Origin of the sequence: Pseudomonas sp. WOUb67 (genome assembly GCF_050058005.1) — a bacterium.
Classification (GTDB): Bacteria; Pseudomonadota; Gammaproteobacteria; order Pseudomonadales; family Pseudomonadaceae; genus Aquipseudomonas; species Aquipseudomonas putida_R.
Window position 1 is genome coordinate 17,105 of the sequence record NZ_CP170113.1, and the last position, 18,351, is coordinate 35,455.

Genomic DNA, 18,351 nt, shown 5'->3' on the forward strand with positions numbered 1-18,351 from the left:
CATGGCCACCGAAACCGATCAATTGTCTCCTGATGCGTCTCCGGCCGGAAAGAAAAGCGGCGTAAAGCGTGTGAACAACGTCCCGCTGGGCATTGGCATCACCATCTTGCTGCTCTTTGTGGCCCTCATAGTGATGACTGCTGTAAAGCGCGGTCAGGAGGCAAATCAACAGGAAGAAGCCTTGCCCACAGGCACAACTGGTAACAGCTCGAAAATGGCCGCTGACATTGTTGGTGGCCGTATGAACGGCATGATTGAGCAGGCTCTACCAGAGCCGCCGTTGCTGCCGGCAGAAGGCGCAGAAACAGCTGAGCAGGCTCCTGGTGGCGTTCCGGTTGCCAGGGTCCAGAATCCCGATGCACCGCCTACACCGCCCCGAGGGGGAGGCATGTTCGGCCAGGACAACCAAGACGACCCAGAAAGCGCGCAGCTGCGACAGGCAAAAATGCAGGCGTTCCAAACTGCTGTCGAGGCTAAAACTTCCGTCACGCTGCCCGACATGAGCGAGATTGGGGAATCGACTAGCACTGCTCAGCCGCCTCAAACTCGCGGTGAAATGCTCGACAGGATCGCCCAGGTGCGCCGGGAGATTGACCAACAGCGCGCTACGGACCCTAACGCGGCTTATCAGAAGGCGCTGCGCCAGGCGCAAGCCGTGAATGGCGGTGGCGGCGGTGGCGGCATGGGCGGCGGTCGTGGTAGCTCGGCAGGAATGATGCTTGCGGCAAGCAACGGTGCTGGTGATGACTACAGCGCATTTGATAACAACGGCGCTGAGGACCGTTGGAAGTTGGACTCCAAAATGGCAGCTCCAACCACGGCTTACGAACTGCGGGCCGGTGCGGTCATTCCAGGTGTGATGCTGAGCGGTATCAACTCCGATCTTCCTGGGCAAATCATGGCTCAGGTATCTCAGGATGTTTACGACACTGCAACCGGCAAGTACCTGCTGATCCCCCAAGGCACACGCATGGTCGGCAGCTATTCCAGTGATGTGGGCTTCGGCCAGGAAGGCGTATTGATTGCCTGGCAGCGTCTTGTATTCCCTGACGGCAAAGCGCTGGATATCGGCTCGATGCCAGGGGCTGATATGGCTGGTTATTCTGGATTCCGCGACAAAGTAAATCGCCACCTTCTCAGAATCTATGGCTCGGCTCTGTTCATGACAGGCATCACTGCCGGGGCCTCCATCGCCACCAATCAGAACAACAACAACAGTGGCGGCTATGAGCAACCTTCGGTCAACAGCGAACTTAGCTCAGCACTGGGACAACAGCTTGGCCAGGTATCGGCTCAACTCATTGAACGAAACCTGAACGTTGCTCCGACAATCGAAATTCGGCCAGGCTATCGCTTCAACATCGTAACTGTGAAAGATGTTCCGTTCACCAAGCCGTACCAGTCGTTCGACTACTAAGGTCAAGGAGATACAATCATGCGTATAAGGAAAACCATTTTAGCCGCTAAAATTATGATTGCCGCTGTGGGGGCATCTGTTCTGGTGTCCCAATCTGCTCTTGCTGGCATCCCGGTTGCGGACGGCCTGAACTTGTCGCAAACGACTGTTAGCGCATTTCAGGCTGTGGCAAACGTACAGAAACAGATAATGCAATATCAAAAGCAGCTGGAGCAGTACGACAACATGCTGCAAAATACAGTTGCACCAGCTGCGTACATTTGGAGCGAGGTTGATGCGACTATCAGCAAAGTAGTTCAAGCGCAACAAACCCTTGACTACTACATGAATAGCGCAGGTTCAATTGACTCTTACTTGTCGCGCTATCAAAACGTTGACTACTACCGGAATTCGTCGTGCTTCCAGCTGTCGGGCTGTTCAGCAACTGAAATGAAAAAACTCGATCAGCATGTAGCGAACAACTCCGACGCCGTAAAACGTACTAACGCTGATGTGATTAAAAGCGTTGCCTTGCAACAGAAGTCGTTGAACGTAGACGCTCAAAAGCTCCAGCGTATGCAACAACAGGCAGGATCGGCCAGGGGCCAAATGGAAGCCTTGGGCGCAGCCAACCAGTTAGCCGCAGCCCAAGCTAACCAGCTGATCCAGCTGCGCAGCCTCTTGGCCGCTCAGAGCCAAGCAGCGGCAACCATTGCGCAGCAAGAAAGCGACAAACAGGCGCAGGAAGAAGCATCAGCAACCATGCTTCGGGACACTTCGAACATCACCCAAAGCAAACCAAAAACCTGGTCACTGAACTAAGGAAATTAGATGAGCGTTAAAACTATTGGGGCAGCAGTCATGCTGTCCCTGATGGTAAGCCTGGCAGGCTGCAAGGAAGACAAGCCAGAGGTTTCTAACCCTGATTGCTCCAACCCTGAAATGGCGAACCACTCAAAATGTATCCGAACCGATGAAAACATCATTCGGAGCAAGCCAAAAACTTGGACTATGGATAACAGCGAGAACTGATTATGAAAGTACGCAAGCCAGGAAAAGCAACCTGTGCGGCAGCACTTGCCATACTTGGCTTGCTGCTGATTCCAGAGGTCGCGTCCGCTGCTGTTGATACCGGCGTGATGGACTCGGTAATGCTGAAATATAAGGAAGTCGCTAAGGGGTGGGGCGACAAAATGGTGACGTATGGCACCTGGTTGTTTTGGTCGCTTGCGTTAATCAGTATGGTCTGGACCTACGGCCTTATGCTTTTACGCAAAGCCGATATGGGTGAGTTTTTCGCTGAAACTGTTCGGTTCTTTGGCACACTGGGTTTCATGTGGTGGATTCTTCAAAACGGGCCGAAAATTGCGGCTGCTGTGATTGATACGATGTTTACCATTGGGACGAAGGCAGTAGGGGGGCCAAGCGGCTTTACACCATCAGGAATCACTGATATCGGCTTTGACTTGTTCTTCCGCACGCTTGACTCTACTTCGCGACTGAAACCCGTTGACAGCTTTATCGCCATGATACTTGCTGCTGGGGTACTTATCGTATTGGCAATCGTCGCAGTAAACATGCTGCTGCTGTTCGTATCGTCTTGGCTTCTGATGTATGGCGGTGTCTTCTTCCTCGGCTTTGGCGGTGCCCGCTGGACTTCGGAAATGGCGATTTCCTACTACAAGTGCGTGCTTGGTGTAGGTGCCCAACTTATGGCGATGGTTCTATTAATAGGCGTCGGAAAGTCATTTGTAGACCAGGCCATCAAAGGCATGAGTACCGGCCTGAACTTGAAAGAAATGGGCGTAATGCTCATCACCGCTGTGATTCTGCTCTACCTGACCAATCGTATTCCCCCAATGATCGCTGGGATCGTCGGCGGGCCAAGCAGTGCCGGTATCGGCTCGTTCGGCGCAGGCGCAGCAATGGGCGCAGCAATGGCAGCTGCTGGTATTGCAGCTGGTGTCGCCAGTGCCGGCGCCGCCATTGCCGCCAACGTAGCGGCCAACGCAGCCGGGGCAGGATCTGCTTTGAAGGCGGCATTTGAGTCGGCTCAATCAGCTGGTTCTGATGGCGGTAATGCTGGTGACACGGGGAGCGTGGATGCCGGGGGAGGGGAGAACGGCGGTGGTCAAAGCGCCGGTGGTGGTGGTGAAGGCGGTGGCGGTGGCGGTGGCGGTGGCGGCGGCGGCGGCGGCGGCGGATCGAGCTTTAGCCAGGCGATGGGCAACGCGGGCCGAATCGCCTCCGCGATGGCTGGGAGCCTGGCCAGCGGCGCGAAATCCGCAGTTGCAGCAAAAGCCCAATCCATGGCCGCAGCTGCCAGCGAGCGCGTTGCTAACACCGCTGGTGGCCGTCTTGCAGCTGAAATCAACGGCACAGCAGGTAAAGCCCGGGAAGACCAGGCCGTACTGGCACAGGCCGCTGAAATCAAACATGAACAAGCGGTGCAGGAAGCACGCGACCTGGTTGCCGAACACTCCCAATCAACTGAAAGCGCCGAACCTCAGTTTGACGGTAACAGCGTAGGCAGCGGCAATAACGATCAATCCGACGAAGTTTCCGACTTTGTGAACCGAAAGGCATAGGTACTGATATGAAAAAGGTAATCAGCGCTCTGTTCGTCACTTTCGCACTACTCAGCACATCCGCGCACGCGAAAGACCCATGTGAGACAGTTCTTTGCATGGCCGGCATGCTGCAAGGGAAGGGCATTGTCGAGGGGTGCGACGGGGCTGTGTCGGATTTTTTTAGCATTATCAAAAGAAAAAAGAAGAACCGGATTGATATAAACGGCACGTTCAACGCCCGCAAACAGTTCGTAAACTCTTGCCCTCAGAATAGCGGATGGGGAAACAAGATCAGCAACAAATATGGCCGCATTATTCGCTGAGGACTGACAAATGCCCTTTCTTGATCTGCCACCCCAAATGCAAGAGCGTGTTGTTTGTTCCGTGACAGCCGCTATCAAGTATGAAGTACCGGCAAACCTGGTGCTGGCCGTGGCAGAAAAAGAAGGCGGCAGGCCTGGCCAGCGAGTTAACAACTCCAACGGCACTCAGGATGTGGGTGCCATGCAGTTCAACACCGCATACCTGCGCGATCTTGAACGGCAATACGGGATCACTGCGGATGACGTCGCCCAAGCTGGGTGCTACTCCTACGACCTAGCCGCTTGGCGGCTTCGCGGGCACATTCGTAAAGACTCCGGCGACCTGTGGACGCGGGCTGCGAACTACCATTCCCGCACGCCTAAGTACAACGCCCCGTACCGGGCTGACCTGATGAAAAAGGCTGCGAAGTGGGAGACCTGGTTGTCTGAACGCTTCGTGACCTACGATCCTACGTCGCCGGCTGCGCCGGCCATCGTCGCCGGGTCGGCGCCGGCTGATGGGACGCCAGAGGAAAAGGCTGTTGCGATCCCTCAGAGCGCCTTGAGCGTGGCCACTGAGCCTGCCAAGCCGGCGCAGCAAAACGCTTACAAAGCAAAACCACGGGCCTACAACCACGCCGCCGAGCGGGCTTTGGCCGACCTTTACGCTCCTGGTCTGGTTAAGTGAGGGGGGAGGGTATGAGTCAGCTCGTCGCACGCCTCAGCGCCTATCCTCGCCAGGGCATTTCAAACGGTACGGTCGAAGCACTGAAATGGTTGGCCCTGGCACTGATGGTTGGGGACCACATCAATAAGTACCTCCTGAACGGTACAGAAGCGTGGCTATACGACGCTGGCCGACTCGCCATGCCTCTGTTCATGTTTGTTCTGGCGTACAACCTAGCGCGCCCTGGTGCGCTTGAGAACGGGGCCTATGGGCGAACCATGATCCGCTTGGCTGTAGCAGGCTTGATTGCTACACCCGCCTTTCTGGCACTGGGCGGCCTAGTGGGTGGCTGGTGGCCGCTAAACATCCTGTTCACGCTGTTTGTGCTGACCGCCACGCTTCGCCTCATCGAGCAGGGAACGTTGCAGGGCTGCGTAACTGCCGGCCTGGTGTTTGCCATCGGCGGTGGCTTGGTTGAGTTCTGGTGGCCTGCACTGGTGTTCGGTGTTGCGATCTGGAGCTACTGCAAAGCCCCCTCAGTGCCGGCTCTCCTGGTGGCGGTGGGTGCATGCGCCTCGCTCGGCTACATCAATGGGAACCAGTGGGCGTTGGCGTCCCTTCTGTTGGTCTTGGCAGCACCACATATCAATGTACCTTTTGCGCGTTTGCGTTGGATCTTCTATGCGTTCTATCCTGTGCACTTATATTTGCTCTGGATCGCCCGCATTAAGATGAGTGAGCTTGGTTACTTGTTTTTCACCTGACTTTTGAAACACTCAACACGGAGAATACCCATGGCCCTTGATGATGCCACCACTGGCACACTAGCAAGAAAGCTGATTTCAGTTATCCGCGAAGAACTACAAAAGAGTATTAACAGCGAAATAAGTGATTCACTAATCGCCACTCATCTGCTTACCACCAGCACATCAGAGGTTGCAGGCCACTTAGAAGTTATCGAACCAGGTATTGAGCGTGAAGACTTGCACGGCATCATTGAGCGCGCAATTTCCGTCCTGTCTCCAGGCTCTGGAATTGTATTCAGCGAAGGTGAAACGCCGAATTGGATTCAAGTTTCGATAGTTCATGATGGCCGAACCCCATTGAAAAATGTCGCGGATTATCGCTGGATTCGTCTTAGCACTATTGACGAAGTTGTCCCAAGCGTAGCCCTTGGGGCACAGGATGATAGTCGTTCTTGGGGATGGAACTTGAAGGTCAAAACCAACAAGGGCGATGTTTACTGGGCAAGTGACAGGACCTTCAAAGGCCGCCTGATCGACCTCGCCCAGCTGCGAGTGATGAACGCTATTGAGCGTGCGGTGAAGGCTGAGAATCAACCTGCTGCGCTTTCCAAACACGCTTAACCGTTGCCTCGCTGCACCCGGCCAGCTTCGCCGTTTGAGCGATTGTCTGGCCGGCCCCCTTCAATGCCACTATCCGCTTGTGCATGGTCTTGTTGGCCTGCCTGCCCTTGTACCTCCCTTCCTGCTGCGCAAGGTGTATGCCTTGCCGCTGCCGCTCCCTGCGGTTCAACCAGTCTTCATGGGCCAGCTGGAGCGCGATCCGCAATATCAGCTCCTGGTTGTTCTCCAGAACAATGCGGGCTATGCCGTCCGTGCTATCGGCCAACTCCGACAGGTCCACGATTCCAGGAACAGCCAGGCGCGCACCTTTACTACGGATAGCAGCCACGAGCTTTTCCGCTTCCACCAAAGGGCCGCGGCTGATCCTGTCCATCTGCTCAGCGATCACCACATCACCTGGTTGCAGGTCCTCGATCATTCGCAGCAATTCGGGCCTGTCATACCTGACCCCTGACTGGGTGTCGCGGTACACGCCGGCAATGTAGTACCCGGCCTGCCGTGCATCCTCGGTCAACACCTCTTGCCGCTTTAGGTCCTGGTCCTGGGTACTAACACGCATGTAGATTCGAGCCACCTTCATATGCGCGCGTCTTCCTGCATCACAAACCCGCTCATACCTGGTGTGTACTCCGTAACTCGGCCCTGTAGTGATGTTCCGTCAGCCAGGTTCACGCGAGCGTGATACAGGCCTGGCCGATCTGTAGCCTCGGGTAGTGGCTTTACCAGGATCACCGCGAATCTCAGCGCTCCCACGGACTCAGGAACGTCATAGATCCGAACGGCCTGGTCGTGGAATTTATGTTCGCCGGCACCATGACCGTCTAAAGCTGCGTAACTGAAAGTCACCTCGGCTGCGCCCATATAGGGCAGATCCGGGAAGCGCTTTTGCTCCGCATAGTCGCGAATAGCTTGATGCAGGGTGCCGATCACCTGGTTAGACGCCAACGCGGCGTCGGCCTGCTCGATGACTTGCCGCTGGGCTTCAACATCCATCCAACGTGAGCGGTACACGGCGACCATCGAATTAACTAGCTGCGCCCGATGATCGCGGGGCAGGTCGAGTAACGCGGCCATTTGCATTGGAGACATACTGAAAAGGAATCCGCTCGATGGCGCGTCAGCGCCCAAGCCGAGCAGATCTAATGCTGGTGAGTTGAGTGGCGGCATAGCGCTTACCCCTTGTCTGAGATGGGTTGTGGGTTCAACTGTTTCAGCCGGCTGTGCTTAGCTACCGCCAGTTCAAGCTTTAGGTCGGGTAGATCCTCGTCAGCAACCAGCTCTGCCGACCACGAATCAATTATGAGGTCGTCGGCATAACGCTCCAGCTGCTCCAGGGAGCGCAGATCGACAGCCTGGGTGACATCAGCTATTGCTTCGCGGATAGCTTCTAGTGCGTCGTCGTGGGTCATGGTCATTCTTCCTCGGAGCCGCTGGCTTTTTTGGGTATACCCATAGGGGCTACAGCATAGCCCGCGAGCTCAATAGCTCAATCCCGATCTATTTGAGCTAGTGCAACGTCACCTACCCAAATGAGCCTGGTAAGGCAGGAAAAGCTGCCAAAAAAAAGCCCGCGACTAGGCGGGCTATGGTGCAGCTGGTAACGCTACGAGCGCTATGAGATTGCGGTGCGCGCAGCGTCCAGTTCTCGCTTCGCTTCCCCCATACGAACGTGCAGCTTTATTGCCTCCTGGCTAGTGATAACGCCACAAATCTGGAGGGTGGCGATTTGGCCTTCCAACATACCTTGGAATCTATGGTACATAGCTTGCTCAGGGTCCAGCTTCAAAAAATTAGCCAAGTTGCGCTCGAAGCGATCAATTTCACTTGCTAGCAAAGGGTGCGGCTTATTGCTTGCCATAGCGGTATTCCTTTCTATTTGCGCTTTGATCGACGCGCCTTAATACGCTTGCTGGCCTGGGATTCTCGCAGCCGATCAGCCGCATATAGCGCCCTTGAAAGCCAATACAAAGGCCAGTGCAGAATCATGCTGACTCGCTCTGCCTTAATACTCAGCTTGAACAATTTTTCTGCAACGTGCTTGATACGCATCGTAGTTTAATCTTTGTCGGCTGTTATGTATGCATATGCTACAACACCGACTCCGACAGCTATCATTACCCAGTAAATTGCTACAAACGGGATAACTGGCTGAATTGGTGATGAATCTGGCCACGCCTCATGGTTTCTTAGCTGGACACTACCCATGATAATTAAAAACAAGCCAAGCATCAGCTCAATGAATTTATTACGCAAAGTCATTATAACGCGATACTTGAACGAAAATTTCATTTTGCGAGACACAGGCACCCTCCCCTCATTCTCAGGTTTCTGAGAACTGATCAAACCACAGTGTTTAGCCAGCGACATAACGCCAACAAACACAATAACGAAGTATACAACGGCGTACCAGAAACCAGACTCAACCCATACGACCTGGAAGTACCGCCCTACTGTCATAGAGCTTGGGGTAACAAGCCAGAATCCAGCCAGCGCTAGAACCATACCCGCGAGCAAAGCGGTAAAAAACAGCCTTGGCGAAGGAAGAACAGGTACTTCACTTGGATCTTTATAGTTCATAGCAACCTCCATATTTCAGATAGAAACCAGACTTCCTATTCTGGACAAAAAATCCTGTAAGCGATGCCTGGCATTGCCACAAGCACACCAAGGGCGAACAGCCAATGAGGGATCATCCCCCCCAGCATCAGTGACCCAACCAGAGCATTACCAATCGCAAAAATCAACATGCCGATCAAGCCGCCACGAAGCAGGCCGAAGGCGCCCACACACACTGCGGCAAAGGCAACAATGAAAGGCGGGAAACTGAAAGATGCAAGGGGGTTTGCCCCCGCTCCAAAGATGAATGCGCCCAGCATGATTGATAACAACGATGCGGCGCGCAACGCTTTAGCTTGAGTGGTTTTCATCGCACCTTCCATTTGCCTGCCCCTAATTACCGTGGTTAGTGACTTACAGTGTAGGGCTTATAGCCCTATAGTGCAAGCATTGTTTAGCTAAATTTTAGCCGCTAAAACGCTGCGTGCCGGCCCTTGAACGTACCATGAATTGGAATTAGCATGACTGTTCGGATATCCAGTTCTAACCCAAGAAGCATCATTCTCAGACGTTTCCCACAAGCCTTATGAACCAATTGCCCAACGTTGACGCCCTCAGCATATCCCTTGATGACCTGTTGCAGCTGCGCGCCCCTAGTGTCTACCTGGTGCGTGTCGAAGGCGACAGCATGCAAGGTGCCGGGATTTTTTCCGGGGATCTGCTGATTGTGGATCGCCAGGTGCAGGCTCAGCATGGCCATATCATCATTGCAGCGGTGAACGGTGAACCGCTCTGTAAACGCTTGAGTCTTGAACATGGGCAGATTGTTTTGCGGCCAGAGAACAAGAAGTACCCTGCCCGCTACATTATCGAAGGAGATTCATTTGAGGTATGGGGCGTTGTCAGCCACAGCGTGCGGAGCCATTGAGGATCACCCTGCCCCATCTGCCAAACATATATTATCCCTTGTCGGGCTTTACAGGCTGTTCCTTGGGAGCCACCTGCGAAACACTAACCTGCTTTGGTTGTTCTGCAACATACGGGTTGAAATAGAACCACACCCCAAGGGCAACACCAATTAAGCCGACCAGGAATCCGCCTGTCGTGTACCACTGCTGGCGTACATTTTTCTTATCGCGATACCGCAGAATTTCTTTAGTGTGATTAGCTAGCACATAGAGAGATTCAAGATTCGCCCCCAAATCTTGACGGACACGATCTATCAGTAGCTTAGTGTCGTTGGGCAAATCATCGAAAGGTTCAGTAACTTTGTACTCTTTCAAAAAACCAATAATCACTGCTTTGTGCTTCGCAAGCTCTTTATCACGACCTGTGATAATGTCCCGGTCAAGACCTCGGAGCACCTTGTTAGCACTCCAAAGCTCAATCCCGTGGTCATCTGCCATCGCACAAACATCACTCCAGGCCAGCGGAGTGGGCGGATTAGGGTTATTCAGCGCGGCAATTAAATCTTTGCGAAAACGACCTGTATTAAACGAGTCTTGAACAGCATCACCAAACGTATTTATAAGCCATACCAAAAAAGCCAATAGAGCACAAAGCAAAACAGCCGAATACAAAATTACAAAAGTCGTGCTATCCACGCGAACCGCCTTTATTAGTTATTTAACTCTTTAAATGTGCCATTAGGCATTATAACTTCGATTACATGCTGCGACGTTGACTCCCCAGCTTTTGCTGGTTGCGCCTGAACCTTCCTAGATTCAATCCTGCGTTCCGCCATAGTGGGATATCTCGAAGCTAATAGCATGATAGTGACGACAGGTATAACAATGACCAAGAAGGCCATAGGGCCGCTTATAGATTGTTTCCTACGCAAATTACACTCCCCCCGTCGCAAACAATGTTCCACTCAATTTTAGCCGCTAAAAAGCCGGGGGGTTCCCCGGCTTCTTGATAGTGCTAGCTGTTAATTGCTAGACGGTATCACGGCTAAATCTTGTTGGCTTTGCGGTTCTGGAGTTTCGCGCCTTCCTCCTGGGAAAGCTCGCCCTTGACCTGGCCAACACCTCGGGAATATGACACCTCGTAGCGCTGCCCCACAGTCGGCTCCTTCCCATTCAGGGCCTGATCGAAAATCTTGCGATCATGCTTCACGATGGTGGACTTGCCTTTGCCATCATCGGGGCCGAACTGATAGACGTTCTTCTCATCAACATGCACCAGCTGGCCACCGAACTTTTGCGGGTGGACCTTCTTGCTAGCGTCCGTGGCGTTGTTCAACTGATAGATGCCTTTCGGCAAGCCGTTCTCCCCCAGTACCTTTTGAGTCTGCCAACCAGGTGTGCCGTTCTCCCCTACTCCTGGGACAACCTGGTCGATCTGGCGGCTTCCATTCAGGATCACGACCTTCACTGATCCCAGCTCAGGGATTGGGCCAACACCAACATCACCGGCGTTTCGTGGGGCACCAATTTGACCAATTTTCATGCTTATCTCCTTGCTTTGGTTAACTTCAATGACTGAGGTTTAGCGGGCCACAGCACGCCGAACCTTGGGCTGATCTATTTCGCCCTGGCTCACACCCTGGACACGTTCACGCTCCAGCTGAGGCTGTTGCACCTTGACCTGGTGCTGCTCGATGACGCGGCCAACTGCATTCCTTACCTGGCGTTCCAACCCTTCGCGCCCCAAGGCGCTCTTGGTGGCCAAGTCGTTAAAGTCAGTGAGCCGCTTCATTTTTTCGAGCGCTGCAACCTGCTCGTCGGTGAGCATTTCCGCGTGAAGTTCTGCCGCACGCTTGGACTGGGCAGGATCACCAGCAGCGGCGCCGCCTTCGCTGATGAGTTCTTTAACAGCGGTCTTGGCGTGTACATGCTTGCGGAACGCCTGCGGGGTGATGACCGGCAACGAATCGGGGTACTGGACTTCACCTGGTGCAAATGTCGGGAATATGGCTTTACCGCCGACAGCCTTAGCTGCCTCCAGCGCTTTTGTCCTGCCAGCATTGGTGCCGTGGCTCATCACCAGGTGTCGATCGTCGTCACCCGCGATGATTACTGGCTTATCCGGGAACTGTTCGTGCAGGGCTTTGGCTACTGCCGGCAGGTTGCCGGAATCGAAGGCAGCAACGGTCGCATAGCCAAGCGCCGATGCGAGGCTGCTGGCCGTTGCATAGCCTTCACCGATCACAAGTGCCGGCGCAGCTGCAACAGCATCCATCCCGCCCAGCGGGTGGAAGCAGCCTTCTTTACGGCCATCGGTGGCATAGCGCTTGGTCCCGTCCTTCTGGATGTACTGCGCGGACCATTGCTTGCCGTTCACATCCAGGACGGGAATAACCGTTTGCTTGCCGGCCTTGTCGGTTAGGACACCAGGCAATGGCTCAATCTTCTTGGCAACCATGTAAGGGGTCGGCTCGGTCACAGGCACCAGGCTGGCCATGCTGCTAGTAACCTTGGCGGCGACAGCCTCCTGCGTTTTAAGCGTCTTGGCTTCCCGGGCCTGCAACTTGCTCGCAGCTTCGGCTTGCAGCGCGGCCTTTTGCTCGTCAGAAAGCGTGTAGCCTTTGCTTTTCCATTTGATGTTGACCGACGTTTTGTTGTTGATGATCGAGCCGGCTGGGTGGCCGTCCAGGAAGGCAACATAGAACCCGTCATTTGCCCCCTTCTTGCCGCCCTCCACAGGGACGCGATGCTTCTTGCCATCCATGATCGGATGGTCACCGCGCACAACCAGGCCGACAGAGCGCATGGCATCTGCGAATTCTTCGCGAACGTCTAATGCCGGCGACTGCTCATTGGCAACGTTTTCAGGCTTCCAGCGGGCCAAGGCTGCGGTATCGCCATTAGGCCCGACATACCAGGACTTTGCAGCCTTATCATAAGCCGCTCCAGCAGCCTTAGCGGCCTCTCTCTCGCCATATGGCACCGCCAGGTACTCACGCGAAGCCTTGGGCACCACGGCAGCTTTGGGGGCCTCTCCTTGGGCTTGCTCGATGGGATCTGTGTCGACCTTCGGTGCCGGGTTCAACCAGTGTTCAAATGGGGCCTTATCGACGCCTTCTGGGATGTACCAGGAACGTTCCTGCCGATCCCATTTGGCACCCTGCTCCTTCGCCTCGTTTTTCTCCTTGAACGGTACGTCGATATAGGTCCGGTTGTTTGGCTTTTCTGCCGTGGCCTGCGCCGTAGCCTGCGACTGTTGAGTGAGCGATGCGGGTTGCGCTGCAACCTGATCGCGCAGCTCTTGGAGCGTTTCGCGTAGCTCGTCCAGGCCACTTTCAGCCATGACCACGGCGGCGCCGTCAGCGTCATAGCGGTCGTAGTACCCTTTCAAGGTTTCTAGAATCTCCGCTTCACGGGCCTCTAAACTCTGGATCTGCTCAGCCAGCAGGTCCTGGTCAGGACGGAACTGCAATTCAGGCGCTACAACTGCATGGGCATCAATGGCAGCAAGTCGTTCAGCCTGGCCAAGTGCTTCGGTTTCAGTCTTGTAGTCAGCCAACCAGACGGCCAGGCCCTGCTCATCGCGAGCATATAGGCCATAGAACTCTGCCGTTTCGTTGTCCTGGGTCATGTGGACGCCTTCGCCGTCCGAGTCACGCGCAATGCCGGTGACTTGGGTAGCGCCCGACCAATTACCAGGTAGCTCGTACCCAAGCGCTTGCGAGCTGGTAGCCTCCAGAAGACGGCCAAAGCTCTCTTTCAGCAATGGCTCTGGCTCGCTGCGCACATTGCGCAAGGCGGTGGCCACCATCTGTTCATTCGCGGTTAATTCCGGCAGCGGTTGCGGCTCCGGCTGCGCGGTCACTGCCTCTGGCTTGGGGGCCTGGTCGCGGTTAGCCACTGCTTCGCGCCGGTCCACCTCATCACCGATAACGTTTCGGGCGCGGTCGATGTTGTCAGCAACGGTATCCACGTTATTGAACATGGCTTCCATGGCAGCTTCGCGGCGCGTCCAGAATTCGTTTTCGTTGCTCAGCGGATAGGTACTGCTGATGACCTCATCAAAGATGCGCAGCTGCTCATCTGTCATACGGCGCACCACCTGGTCGAGATCCGGGCGCTCGATGGCACGCAGTGCCCAGTCTTCTGCCTGGATGTTCGGCTGCTGCTCACCTGGCACGCGCATACCTACCCCCTGCTCTTTTGGCTCGCCCTGGATCTGCGGTTGTTGCGTCTGATCCTGGGTGTGGATCTGCTGTTGTTCCAGGCCAAGCACAAAGGTTTGGATCTTCTCCGCATCCGAGGCGGCGCGGAAAATCTCCATGGGGTCGTTCTGCAGAACTTTGATCCAGGACTGAACGTAGGAGGCGTGTTGTCCAGGATCATGCCCAATGCCCAGCTCATCACCGAGGATCATGCTTGCGATTTCCGCACGCAGTTCCTCTTTGGCGTACCCTTCCGACCCGAACGGATGTGACAGGTCACGATCAAGGCGCGATCCATGACCGGTCCAGTGGCCCAGCTCATGCAGCGCAGTCGCGTAGTAGTTGTCAGCGCTGGGGAATTGCTCCCGGTTAGGCATCTGGATGTTGTCGGTCGATGGGCGGTAGTAAGCCTTATCGCCACCGTGCCGAATGTCGGCACCCGAAGCCTGTAGGATCGTCTCGGCGCGCTCGATGGGGTTCCAGGTCTGGACTGGGCGCTGATACTCCGCTAAGCCGTCGATCTGCTCAGCGTTGAACACATTCGCCATGAACATTTTGGGCCGTTCAAGGCGTACCCGCACCTTGACCGGATCGCCGTTGCCGTCCAGGACTGGCTTGTTGTTCTCGTCGCGCTTGGTCTGTTCTTCCTCAAATTTCCAATACTGGATGGCTGTACTTTTCTCGCCCTTACGCACCTGGGCGCCTTCTGCCTTCGCCTGGTTGTAGGTGAGCCAGCGCTGATCCTCACGGCCTTGTGACAGCAGGTGAATGGCGTTGATGCCCTTATAGCGTTTCCCAGTGGTGGGGTTGAAAGGCATCATGCCGCCACCGTCGCCGGCTTTCCAAGGCATCTGCCACGGGGCGGTGCCTTGCTTCAATTGCTCAATGAGGCGTTCGGCCACAACTTCGTGGAATGGTTTTTTGGCATCCATTGCTTCTTCCCGCTTGAACTGCGCGTTGTCGGATTCAGGGAAGTTCTGTTGTGACCGGCTGCGGTCACGCATCCCCTCGGCAACCATCGTTGTGATGTTGATGAGGTCGCGGATCTGCATCGGGCGCGAGCGCTCGATGCAGGTTTCACGGACTGATCTATTACCCTCAAGGGCACTGCCGCGGTTCTGCGGCTCGATGGCTTCGCATGCGAAGGCAAACACTTCCTCGGCCTTGAGGGAGTCGCTGGCCTCTGGATAGATCCGCGCCACGGTATCCCATAGATCGGACATACCAGGCTCGTTACGGGCCTCGATGATCCCGTCTAGGACTGCTCGCTTTTCGGCGGGGTCGAAGGTGTTGATCCCAAAGTGTCCAATGATTTCGTGCCTAAGAGTTTCTTTAAACTCGTCCGCGTCACGAAAATTGGAAGTGGCGAAGTCTGCTTGTCGTCTTCCGGGACGAAATGAACCGAGGATTCCTCCAACGGCTTCTCTTGTGGCTTGCGGTCCATATAGTTCCTCCTGGGTATCTCTGAGCTTGTAGCTGACCTGTGCAGCCATTGGGTATGTGGCACAGAACTCAATGACTAACGTTTTGGCTTCATCTACGGAAAGCGCCATGGCCTGTCGCCTCCGTCACTGATCGCTGCTGCTATCAGCTGCGTCATGCTCACTCAGCGCATCTTCAAAGAAACTGCCGGCACGCTCGGCCTCATCAGGGTCAAATTCAGCCTCAAACCCTGGCACCATTACATCCGCCATTTTCTCATTCAGCGCTTCTAACTGATCGTCGTTCATCGGATACATGCTCATGCTCCTGTCGCAACGGCAGGCTTGCCGAGGTTGGGTTTGGTGAGGTTCGGTTTGCCCTTGAAGTCGGGATAGCTTGCGGTGCAGGTCGGGTAGCCGCTGCACGCCCAAAAATGCGTGTTTGGCTTCTTGCCGTCGCGCCGGATCAAGCCTTTTTTGCACTGGGTGCAGAAGTACACGGTTGAAACTTTCGGGGCTTGCTTGGCGCCTGCAATCTTGACCGCGCCCTGGTTGGCCTTCGCTACCTGGTCACGGATCAGCGCTTCTTGCTTCTCCATGAAGGCTTGCATCTCACCGCTGCCCTGCTCGATCCCGAGCAACATGCGCTCAAACATGGCAGTGAGCACGGGGCTTTTCACCACTTCTGGCAGCGCGTCGATCATGCTGCGGCCCAGCTCGGTACTCACAAGTGACTTACCTTTTTCGGCCAGGAAATTGCGGCGCTTCAATTCCTCAATGATCGAAGAACGGGTAGCAGAGGTGCCGATGCCGTCACCATCGCGCAGCATCTTCTTGTGTTCCTTGTCGTCCACATACTTGTGGATGTTCTCCATCGCCTGAGTCAGCGAACCCTCAGTGAAACGGCCTGGCGGCTTGGTCTTAGAGTCGCGGCGCACTGCCTTGACGCAATCGGCTTGGTCGCCCTTCTTCATGGTGGGCAGGCTCTGCGAACCTGCATCTTCACCATCGCCCTCGCCTTCCTCGGAATCCTCCGAGGCGCTTACGCCGAAAGCATCTTTCCAGCCGTTCTTGGTCACCACGTTGCCGTGAGCAACAAACTTTTCGCCGGCTACGTCCAGCTCGACGGTGGTATTCAGGTACTCATGGGCCGGGTAGAACTGCGCCAGGTAGAAGCGAACGATCAGGTTGTGAATGGCCTTTTCTTCGCTAGTCAGCTTCGATACGTCACCGGCTTGGACAGTGGGAATGATGCCGTGGTGGGCAGTAACTTTTGCATCGTTCCAGGTCTTGGACTTGATCTTGGTGTTTGCGCCTGAAATCAAACCTTCCAGCTCCGGGACTACACCTTTCAACGCTTCCAGGATGGCCGGCGCATCTGCAAATTGCGATTCAGGTAGATAGGCGCAGTCGGTACGCGGGTAGGAGGTCAGCTTGTGGGTTTCATACAGTGATTGGCAGGTGGCAAGCACGGTCGCCGCGCTGTAGCCGAAGTGCTTGGACGCCAGAACGGTAATGTCAGTGAGCGACAAGGATTTGGGCTGGCCCTTGCTCTTTTTCTCCTGCTCGTAGCTGATGACTTTACCCGGCTGGCCAGACAGCGATTTGACCAGGGCATCCGCGACGGCGGTATTGGTGAGACGGCCTTCTTCATCCATCCCGTCTTGATCTTCGCCCGGCTTCCAGTCGGCAAGGAACTGGCCACCCGCGTGCTTGAACGCGCCACGAATGCCATGGAACGGGATCGGCTTGAAACCCTCAATCAGACGATCCCGCGTGACAACCAGGTTCAGCGTTGGGGTTTGCACCCGGCCAACGGTGAGCAAGGCCCGCGATCCGCCCCGCATGGCTTTCAGGGTAAAGGCACGGCTCAGGTTCATACCGATCAGCCAGTCAGCGCGACCGCGAGCCTCTGCGGCATCAGCAAAGCCCTTATAGGCTTCATTGTCCTTGAGCGAGTCCAGGCCACGGCGCACGGACACGGAGTCAAGGGCGCTGCACCAGTAGCGCAACACAGGCTTGCTATCACCGAACAAGAGTCGCACAGGCTGATCTACCAGCAATTGCCCCTCCCGGTCAGGGTCGCCGGCATGCACGATCTGATCGGCTTTTGCATAAAGACTTTTGACAATATCCAGCTGCTCTTGAGCGTCCTCGCGGGCGTTGTACTGCCATTCCTCCGGGATGATCGGCAGGTCTTCGACACGCCAAATTTTCTTGCCCTGGTCAGTGCGTGGTGCATCAGCTGCGGTGTAGGTATCCGGGTCGGCCTGCTCCAGCATGTGACCGAAAAACCAAGTCACTATGTCGCTGCCACACTGGATGTAGCCCTTGCCCTTTCCAGTTTGGCCAAGCTCGGCGGCTATGGCTTTGGCTACGGATGGTTTCTCTGCAATGAACAATCGCATGGGTCACTCCCCCTTCCAGGTCAGTACAGGCCGAATCACCGATGTGACCTGGCCGCGTGTGATTGGGCCGAAGTAACGGCCATCGAACGATGTAGGGCTGCGGTCGGACATTAGGAACAGCTCCGATTCGCCCAGTGTGTAGTGGTCTGGTGAATACTGCGGCAAGGGACGGCCGATGCCGTCAGCCGCAAACGGCTTGCTATATGGCAGCACCACGCCGTTCACCGTCACCCCTTCGGGGGTGGCCGATACCGTGTCGCCTTTAGCCGCTAAAATTTTCTTCATCAGGTGCCCATAGCCACCTGGGCAAAAACCCGAGTCGATGTAGCCCCTGGCTCTGGCCTCATCGAACACTTGCGACTGAGGTGGGCAGACCATCACATAGGCGCCCTTTTCTACTGGTCGCTCAGTGATGAAGTACAACCCCAGCTCAAGGCTTTTGCTGGTGTTGAGTCGGCCACCAGCGGCGTAGATGCCACCGGCCAGCGCGCCGGCTACAACACTGAATGCCAGCGTTGCACCAGCAACCACGCCAAGCGTTTTACGCATGT

The 18,351-nt window shown here is 55.3% G+C and carries 21 protein-coding genes; 9 read left to right on the plus strand and 12 right to left on the minus strand.

What is annotated here, in order from left to right; translation table 11 throughout:
- The first annotated feature begins 1 nt into the window (after nt 1).
- Genes ABOC32_RS28985 through ABOC32_RS29020 form a run of 8 tightly spaced genes read left to right on the plus strand, consistent with a single transcriptional unit; the run spans nt 2 to nt 6,302 of the window.
- Nucleotides 2-1,417: a TrbI/VirB10 family protein gene (locus tag ABOC32_RS28985; protein ID WP_426811719.1), complete on the plus strand. Its 1,416-nt coding sequence runs from the start codon at nt 2-4 to the stop codon at nt 1,415-1,417.
- 18 nt (nt 1,418-1,435) lie between these two features.
- Nucleotides 1,436-2,218, plus strand: coding sequence for a P-type conjugative transfer protein TrbJ (gene trbJ, locus ABOC32_RS28990; protein ID WP_426811720.1), 783 nt, complete (start codon nt 1,436-1,438; stop codon nt 2,216-2,218).
- 9 nt (nt 2,219-2,227) lie between these two features.
- The gene (locus tag ABOC32_RS28995) at nt 2,228-2,428 is read left to right on the plus strand and encodes a hypothetical protein (protein WP_426811721.1); all 201 of its coding nucleotides are present in this window, start codon (nt 2,228-2,230) and stop codon (nt 2,426-2,428) included.
- A 2-nt stretch (nt 2,429-2,430) separates the two neighbouring features.
- A complete protein-coding gene (gene trbL, locus ABOC32_RS29000) occupies nt 2,431-3,984 on the plus strand; it encodes a P-type conjugative transfer protein TrbL (RefSeq protein WP_426811722.1) in 1,554 nt (517 codons plus the stop codon).
- A gap of 8 nt (nt 3,985-3,992) precedes the next feature.
- Nucleotides 3,993-4,289: a TrbM/KikA/MpfK family conjugal transfer protein gene (locus ABOC32_RS29005; protein ID WP_426811723.1), complete on the plus strand. Its 297-nt coding sequence runs from the start codon at nt 3,993-3,995 to the stop codon at nt 4,287-4,289.
- Nucleotides 4,290-4,299: 10 nt separating this feature from the next.
- Entirely contained in the window at nt 4,300-4,956 is a 657-nt protein-coding gene (locus tag ABOC32_RS29010) for a transglycosylase SLT domain-containing protein (protein WP_426811724.1), read from the plus strand.
- 11 nt (nt 4,957-4,967) lie between these two features.
- Complete coding sequence (locus ABOC32_RS29015) at nt 4,968-5,699, plus strand: TraX family protein (RefSeq protein WP_426811725.1); 732 nt, start codon at nt 4,968-4,970, stop codon at nt 5,697-5,699.
- A 30-nt stretch (nt 5,700-5,729) separates the two neighbouring features.
- The gene (locus ABOC32_RS29020) at nt 5,730-6,302 is read left to right on the plus strand and encodes a hypothetical protein (RefSeq protein WP_426811676.1); all 573 of its coding nucleotides are present in this window, start codon (nt 5,730-5,732) and stop codon (nt 6,300-6,302) included.
- On the opposite strand, the gene ABOC32_RS29025 is transcribed toward ABOC32_RS29020, so the two are convergent.
- The 6 genes from ABOC32_RS29025 to ABOC32_RS29050 form a co-directional block, all read right to left on the minus strand.
- The gene (locus tag ABOC32_RS29025) at nt 6,244-6,861 is read right to left on the minus strand and encodes a recombinase family protein (RefSeq protein ID WP_426811677.1); all 618 of its coding nucleotides are present in this window, start codon (nt 6,859-6,861) and stop codon (nt 6,244-6,246) included. The two genes, ABOC32_RS29020 and ABOC32_RS29025, sit on opposite strands and share 59 nt — an antisense overlap.
- Nucleotides 6,862-6,878: 17 nt before the next feature.
- Nucleotides 6,879-7,469, minus strand: a complete 591-nt coding sequence (locus ABOC32_RS29030; RefSeq protein WP_426811678.1) for a hypothetical protein — start codon at nt 7,467-7,469, stop codon at nt 6,879-6,881.
- A 5-nt stretch (nt 7,470-7,474) separates the two neighbouring features.
- On the minus strand, nt 7,475-7,711 hold the full coding sequence (locus ABOC32_RS29035; protein WP_426811679.1) for a hypothetical protein: 237 nt from the start codon (nt 7,709-7,711) through the stop codon (nt 7,475-7,477).
- A 203-nt stretch (nt 7,712-7,914) separates the two neighbouring features.
- Nucleotides 7,915-8,160 (minus strand): hypothetical protein, encoded by a 246-nt coding sequence (locus tag ABOC32_RS29040; RefSeq protein ID WP_426811680.1) that lies wholly within the window; start codon nt 8,158-8,160, stop codon nt 7,915-7,917.
- A gap of 197 nt (nt 8,161-8,357) precedes the next feature.
- Complete coding sequence (locus ABOC32_RS29045) at nt 8,358-8,879, minus strand: hypothetical protein (RefSeq protein ID WP_426811681.1); 522 nt, start codon at nt 8,877-8,879, stop codon at nt 8,358-8,360.
- Nucleotides 8,880-8,914: 35 nt separating this feature from the next.
- Nucleotides 8,915-9,229 (minus strand): hypothetical protein, encoded by a 315-nt coding sequence (locus ABOC32_RS29050; RefSeq protein ID WP_426811682.1) that lies wholly within the window; start codon nt 9,227-9,229, stop codon nt 8,915-8,917.
- 215 nt (nt 9,230-9,444) lie between these two features.
- On the opposite strand from ABOC32_RS29050, the gene ABOC32_RS29055 reads away from it, so the two are divergent.
- Nucleotides 9,445-9,786, plus strand: a complete 342-nt coding sequence (locus tag ABOC32_RS29055) for a LexA family protein (protein ID WP_426811683.1) — start codon at nt 9,445-9,447, stop codon at nt 9,784-9,786.
- Nucleotides 9,787-9,817: 31 nt separating this feature from the next.
- Here the strand turns inward: ABOC32_RS29055 and ABOC32_RS29060 are convergent, their stop codons facing one another.
- The 6 genes from ABOC32_RS29060 to traF all read right to left on the minus strand — a co-directional run bounded on the left by ABOC32_RS29060 (nt 9,818) and on the right by traF (nt 18,349).
- Entirely contained in the window at nt 9,818-10,462 is a 645-nt protein-coding gene (locus tag ABOC32_RS29060; protein WP_426811684.1) for a hypothetical protein, read from the minus strand.
- A gap of 349 nt (nt 10,463-10,811) precedes the next feature.
- A complete protein-coding gene (locus ABOC32_RS29065) occupies nt 10,812-11,309 on the minus strand; it encodes a KfrB domain-containing protein (RefSeq protein WP_426811685.1) in 498 nt (165 codons plus the stop codon).
- A gap of 39 nt (nt 11,310-11,348) precedes the next feature.
- A complete protein-coding gene (locus ABOC32_RS29070; protein ID WP_426811686.1) occupies nt 11,349-15,524 on the minus strand; it encodes a zincin-like metallopeptidase domain-containing protein in 4,176 nt (1,391 codons plus the stop codon).
- Nucleotides 15,525-15,539: 15 nt separating this feature from the next.
- Entirely contained in the window at nt 15,540-15,710 is a 171-nt protein-coding gene (locus tag ABOC32_RS29075) for a hypothetical protein (protein WP_426811687.1), read from the minus strand.
- A 2-nt stretch (nt 15,711-15,712) separates the two neighbouring features.
- A complete protein-coding gene (locus tag ABOC32_RS29080; protein WP_426811688.1) occupies nt 15,713-17,800 on the minus strand; it encodes a DNA topoisomerase 3 in 2,088 nt (695 codons plus the stop codon).
- A gap of 3 nt (nt 17,801-17,803) precedes the next feature.
- Nucleotides 17,804-18,349, minus strand: coding sequence for a conjugative transfer signal peptidase TraF (traF, locus tag ABOC32_RS29085; protein WP_426811727.1), 546 nt, complete (start codon nt 18,347-18,349; stop codon nt 17,804-17,806).
- Nucleotides 18,350-18,351 lie beyond the last annotated feature (2 nt).

Excerpts from the sequence above, each read along its gene's own strand:
- ABOC32_RS29050 (WP_426811682.1), bottom strand. The coding sequence starts at position 9,229 with ATGAAAACCACTCAAGCTAAAGCGTTGCGCGCCGCATCGTTGTTATCA.
- ABOC32_RS29070 (WP_426811686.1), bottom strand. The coding sequence starts at position 15,524 with ATGGCGCTTTCCGTAGATGAAGCCAAAACGTTAGTCATTGAGTTCTGT.
- ABOC32_RS29045 (WP_426811681.1), bottom strand. The coding sequence starts at position 8,879 with ATGAACTATAAAGATCCAAGTGAAGTACCTGTTCTTCCTTCGCCAAGG.
- trbL (WP_426811722.1), top strand. The coding sequence starts at position 2,431 with ATGAAAGTACGCAAGCCAGGAAAAGCAACCTGTGCGGCAGCACTTGCC.
- ABOC32_RS29075 (WP_426811687.1), bottom strand. The coding sequence starts at position 15,710 with ATGTATCCGATGAACGACGATCAGTTAGAAGCGCTGAATGAGAAAATG.
- ABOC32_RS29080 (WP_426811688.1), bottom strand. The coding sequence starts at position 17,800 with ATGCGATTGTTCATTGCAGAGAAACCATCCGTAGCCAAAGCCATAGCC.
- ABOC32_RS29030 (WP_426811678.1), bottom strand. The coding sequence starts at position 7,469 with ATGCCGCCACTCAACTCACCAGCATTAGATCTGCTCGGCTTGGGCGCT.
- ABOC32_RS29020 (WP_426811676.1), top strand. The coding sequence starts at position 5,730 with ATGGCCCTTGATGATGCCACCACTGGCACACTAGCAAGAAAGCTGATT.
- ABOC32_RS29015 (WP_426811725.1), top strand. The coding sequence starts at position 4,968 with ATGAGTCAGCTCGTCGCACGCCTCAGCGCCTATCCTCGCCAGGGCATT.
- trbJ (WP_426811720.1), top strand. The coding sequence starts at position 1,436 with ATGCGTATAAGGAAAACCATTTTAGCCGCTAAAATTATGATTGCCGCT.
- ABOC32_RS28995 (WP_426811721.1), top strand. The coding sequence starts at position 2,228 with ATGAGCGTTAAAACTATTGGGGCAGCAGTCATGCTGTCCCTGATGGTA.
- traF (WP_426811727.1), bottom strand. The coding sequence starts at position 18,349 with ATGCGTAAAACGCTTGGCGTGGTTGCTGGTGCAACGCTGGCATTCAGT.
- ABOC32_RS29055 (WP_426811683.1), top strand. The coding sequence starts at position 9,445 with ATGAACCAATTGCCCAACGTTGACGCCCTCAGCATATCCCTTGATGAC.
- ABOC32_RS29005 (WP_426811723.1), top strand. The coding sequence starts at position 3,993 with ATGAAAAAGGTAATCAGCGCTCTGTTCGTCACTTTCGCACTACTCAGC.
- ABOC32_RS28985 (WP_426811719.1), top strand. The coding sequence starts at position 2 with ATGGCCACCGAAACCGATCAATTGTCTCCTGATGCGTCTCCGGCCGGA.
- ABOC32_RS29040 (WP_426811680.1), bottom strand. The coding sequence starts at position 8,160 with ATGGCAAGCAATAAGCCGCACCCTTTGCTAGCAAGTGAAATTGATCGC.
- ABOC32_RS29035 (WP_426811679.1), bottom strand. The coding sequence starts at position 7,711 with ATGACCCACGACGACGCACTAGAAGCTATCCGCGAAGCAATAGCTGAT.
- ABOC32_RS29065 (WP_426811685.1), bottom strand. The coding sequence starts at position 11,309 with ATGAAAATTGGTCAAATTGGTGCCCCACGAAACGCCGGTGATGTTGGT.
- ABOC32_RS29025 (WP_426811677.1), bottom strand. The coding sequence starts at position 6,861 with ATGCGTGTTAGTACCCAGGACCAGGACCTAAAGCGGCAAGAGGTGTTG.
- ABOC32_RS29010 (WP_426811724.1), top strand. The coding sequence starts at position 4,300 with ATGCCCTTTCTTGATCTGCCACCCCAAATGCAAGAGCGTGTTGTTTGT.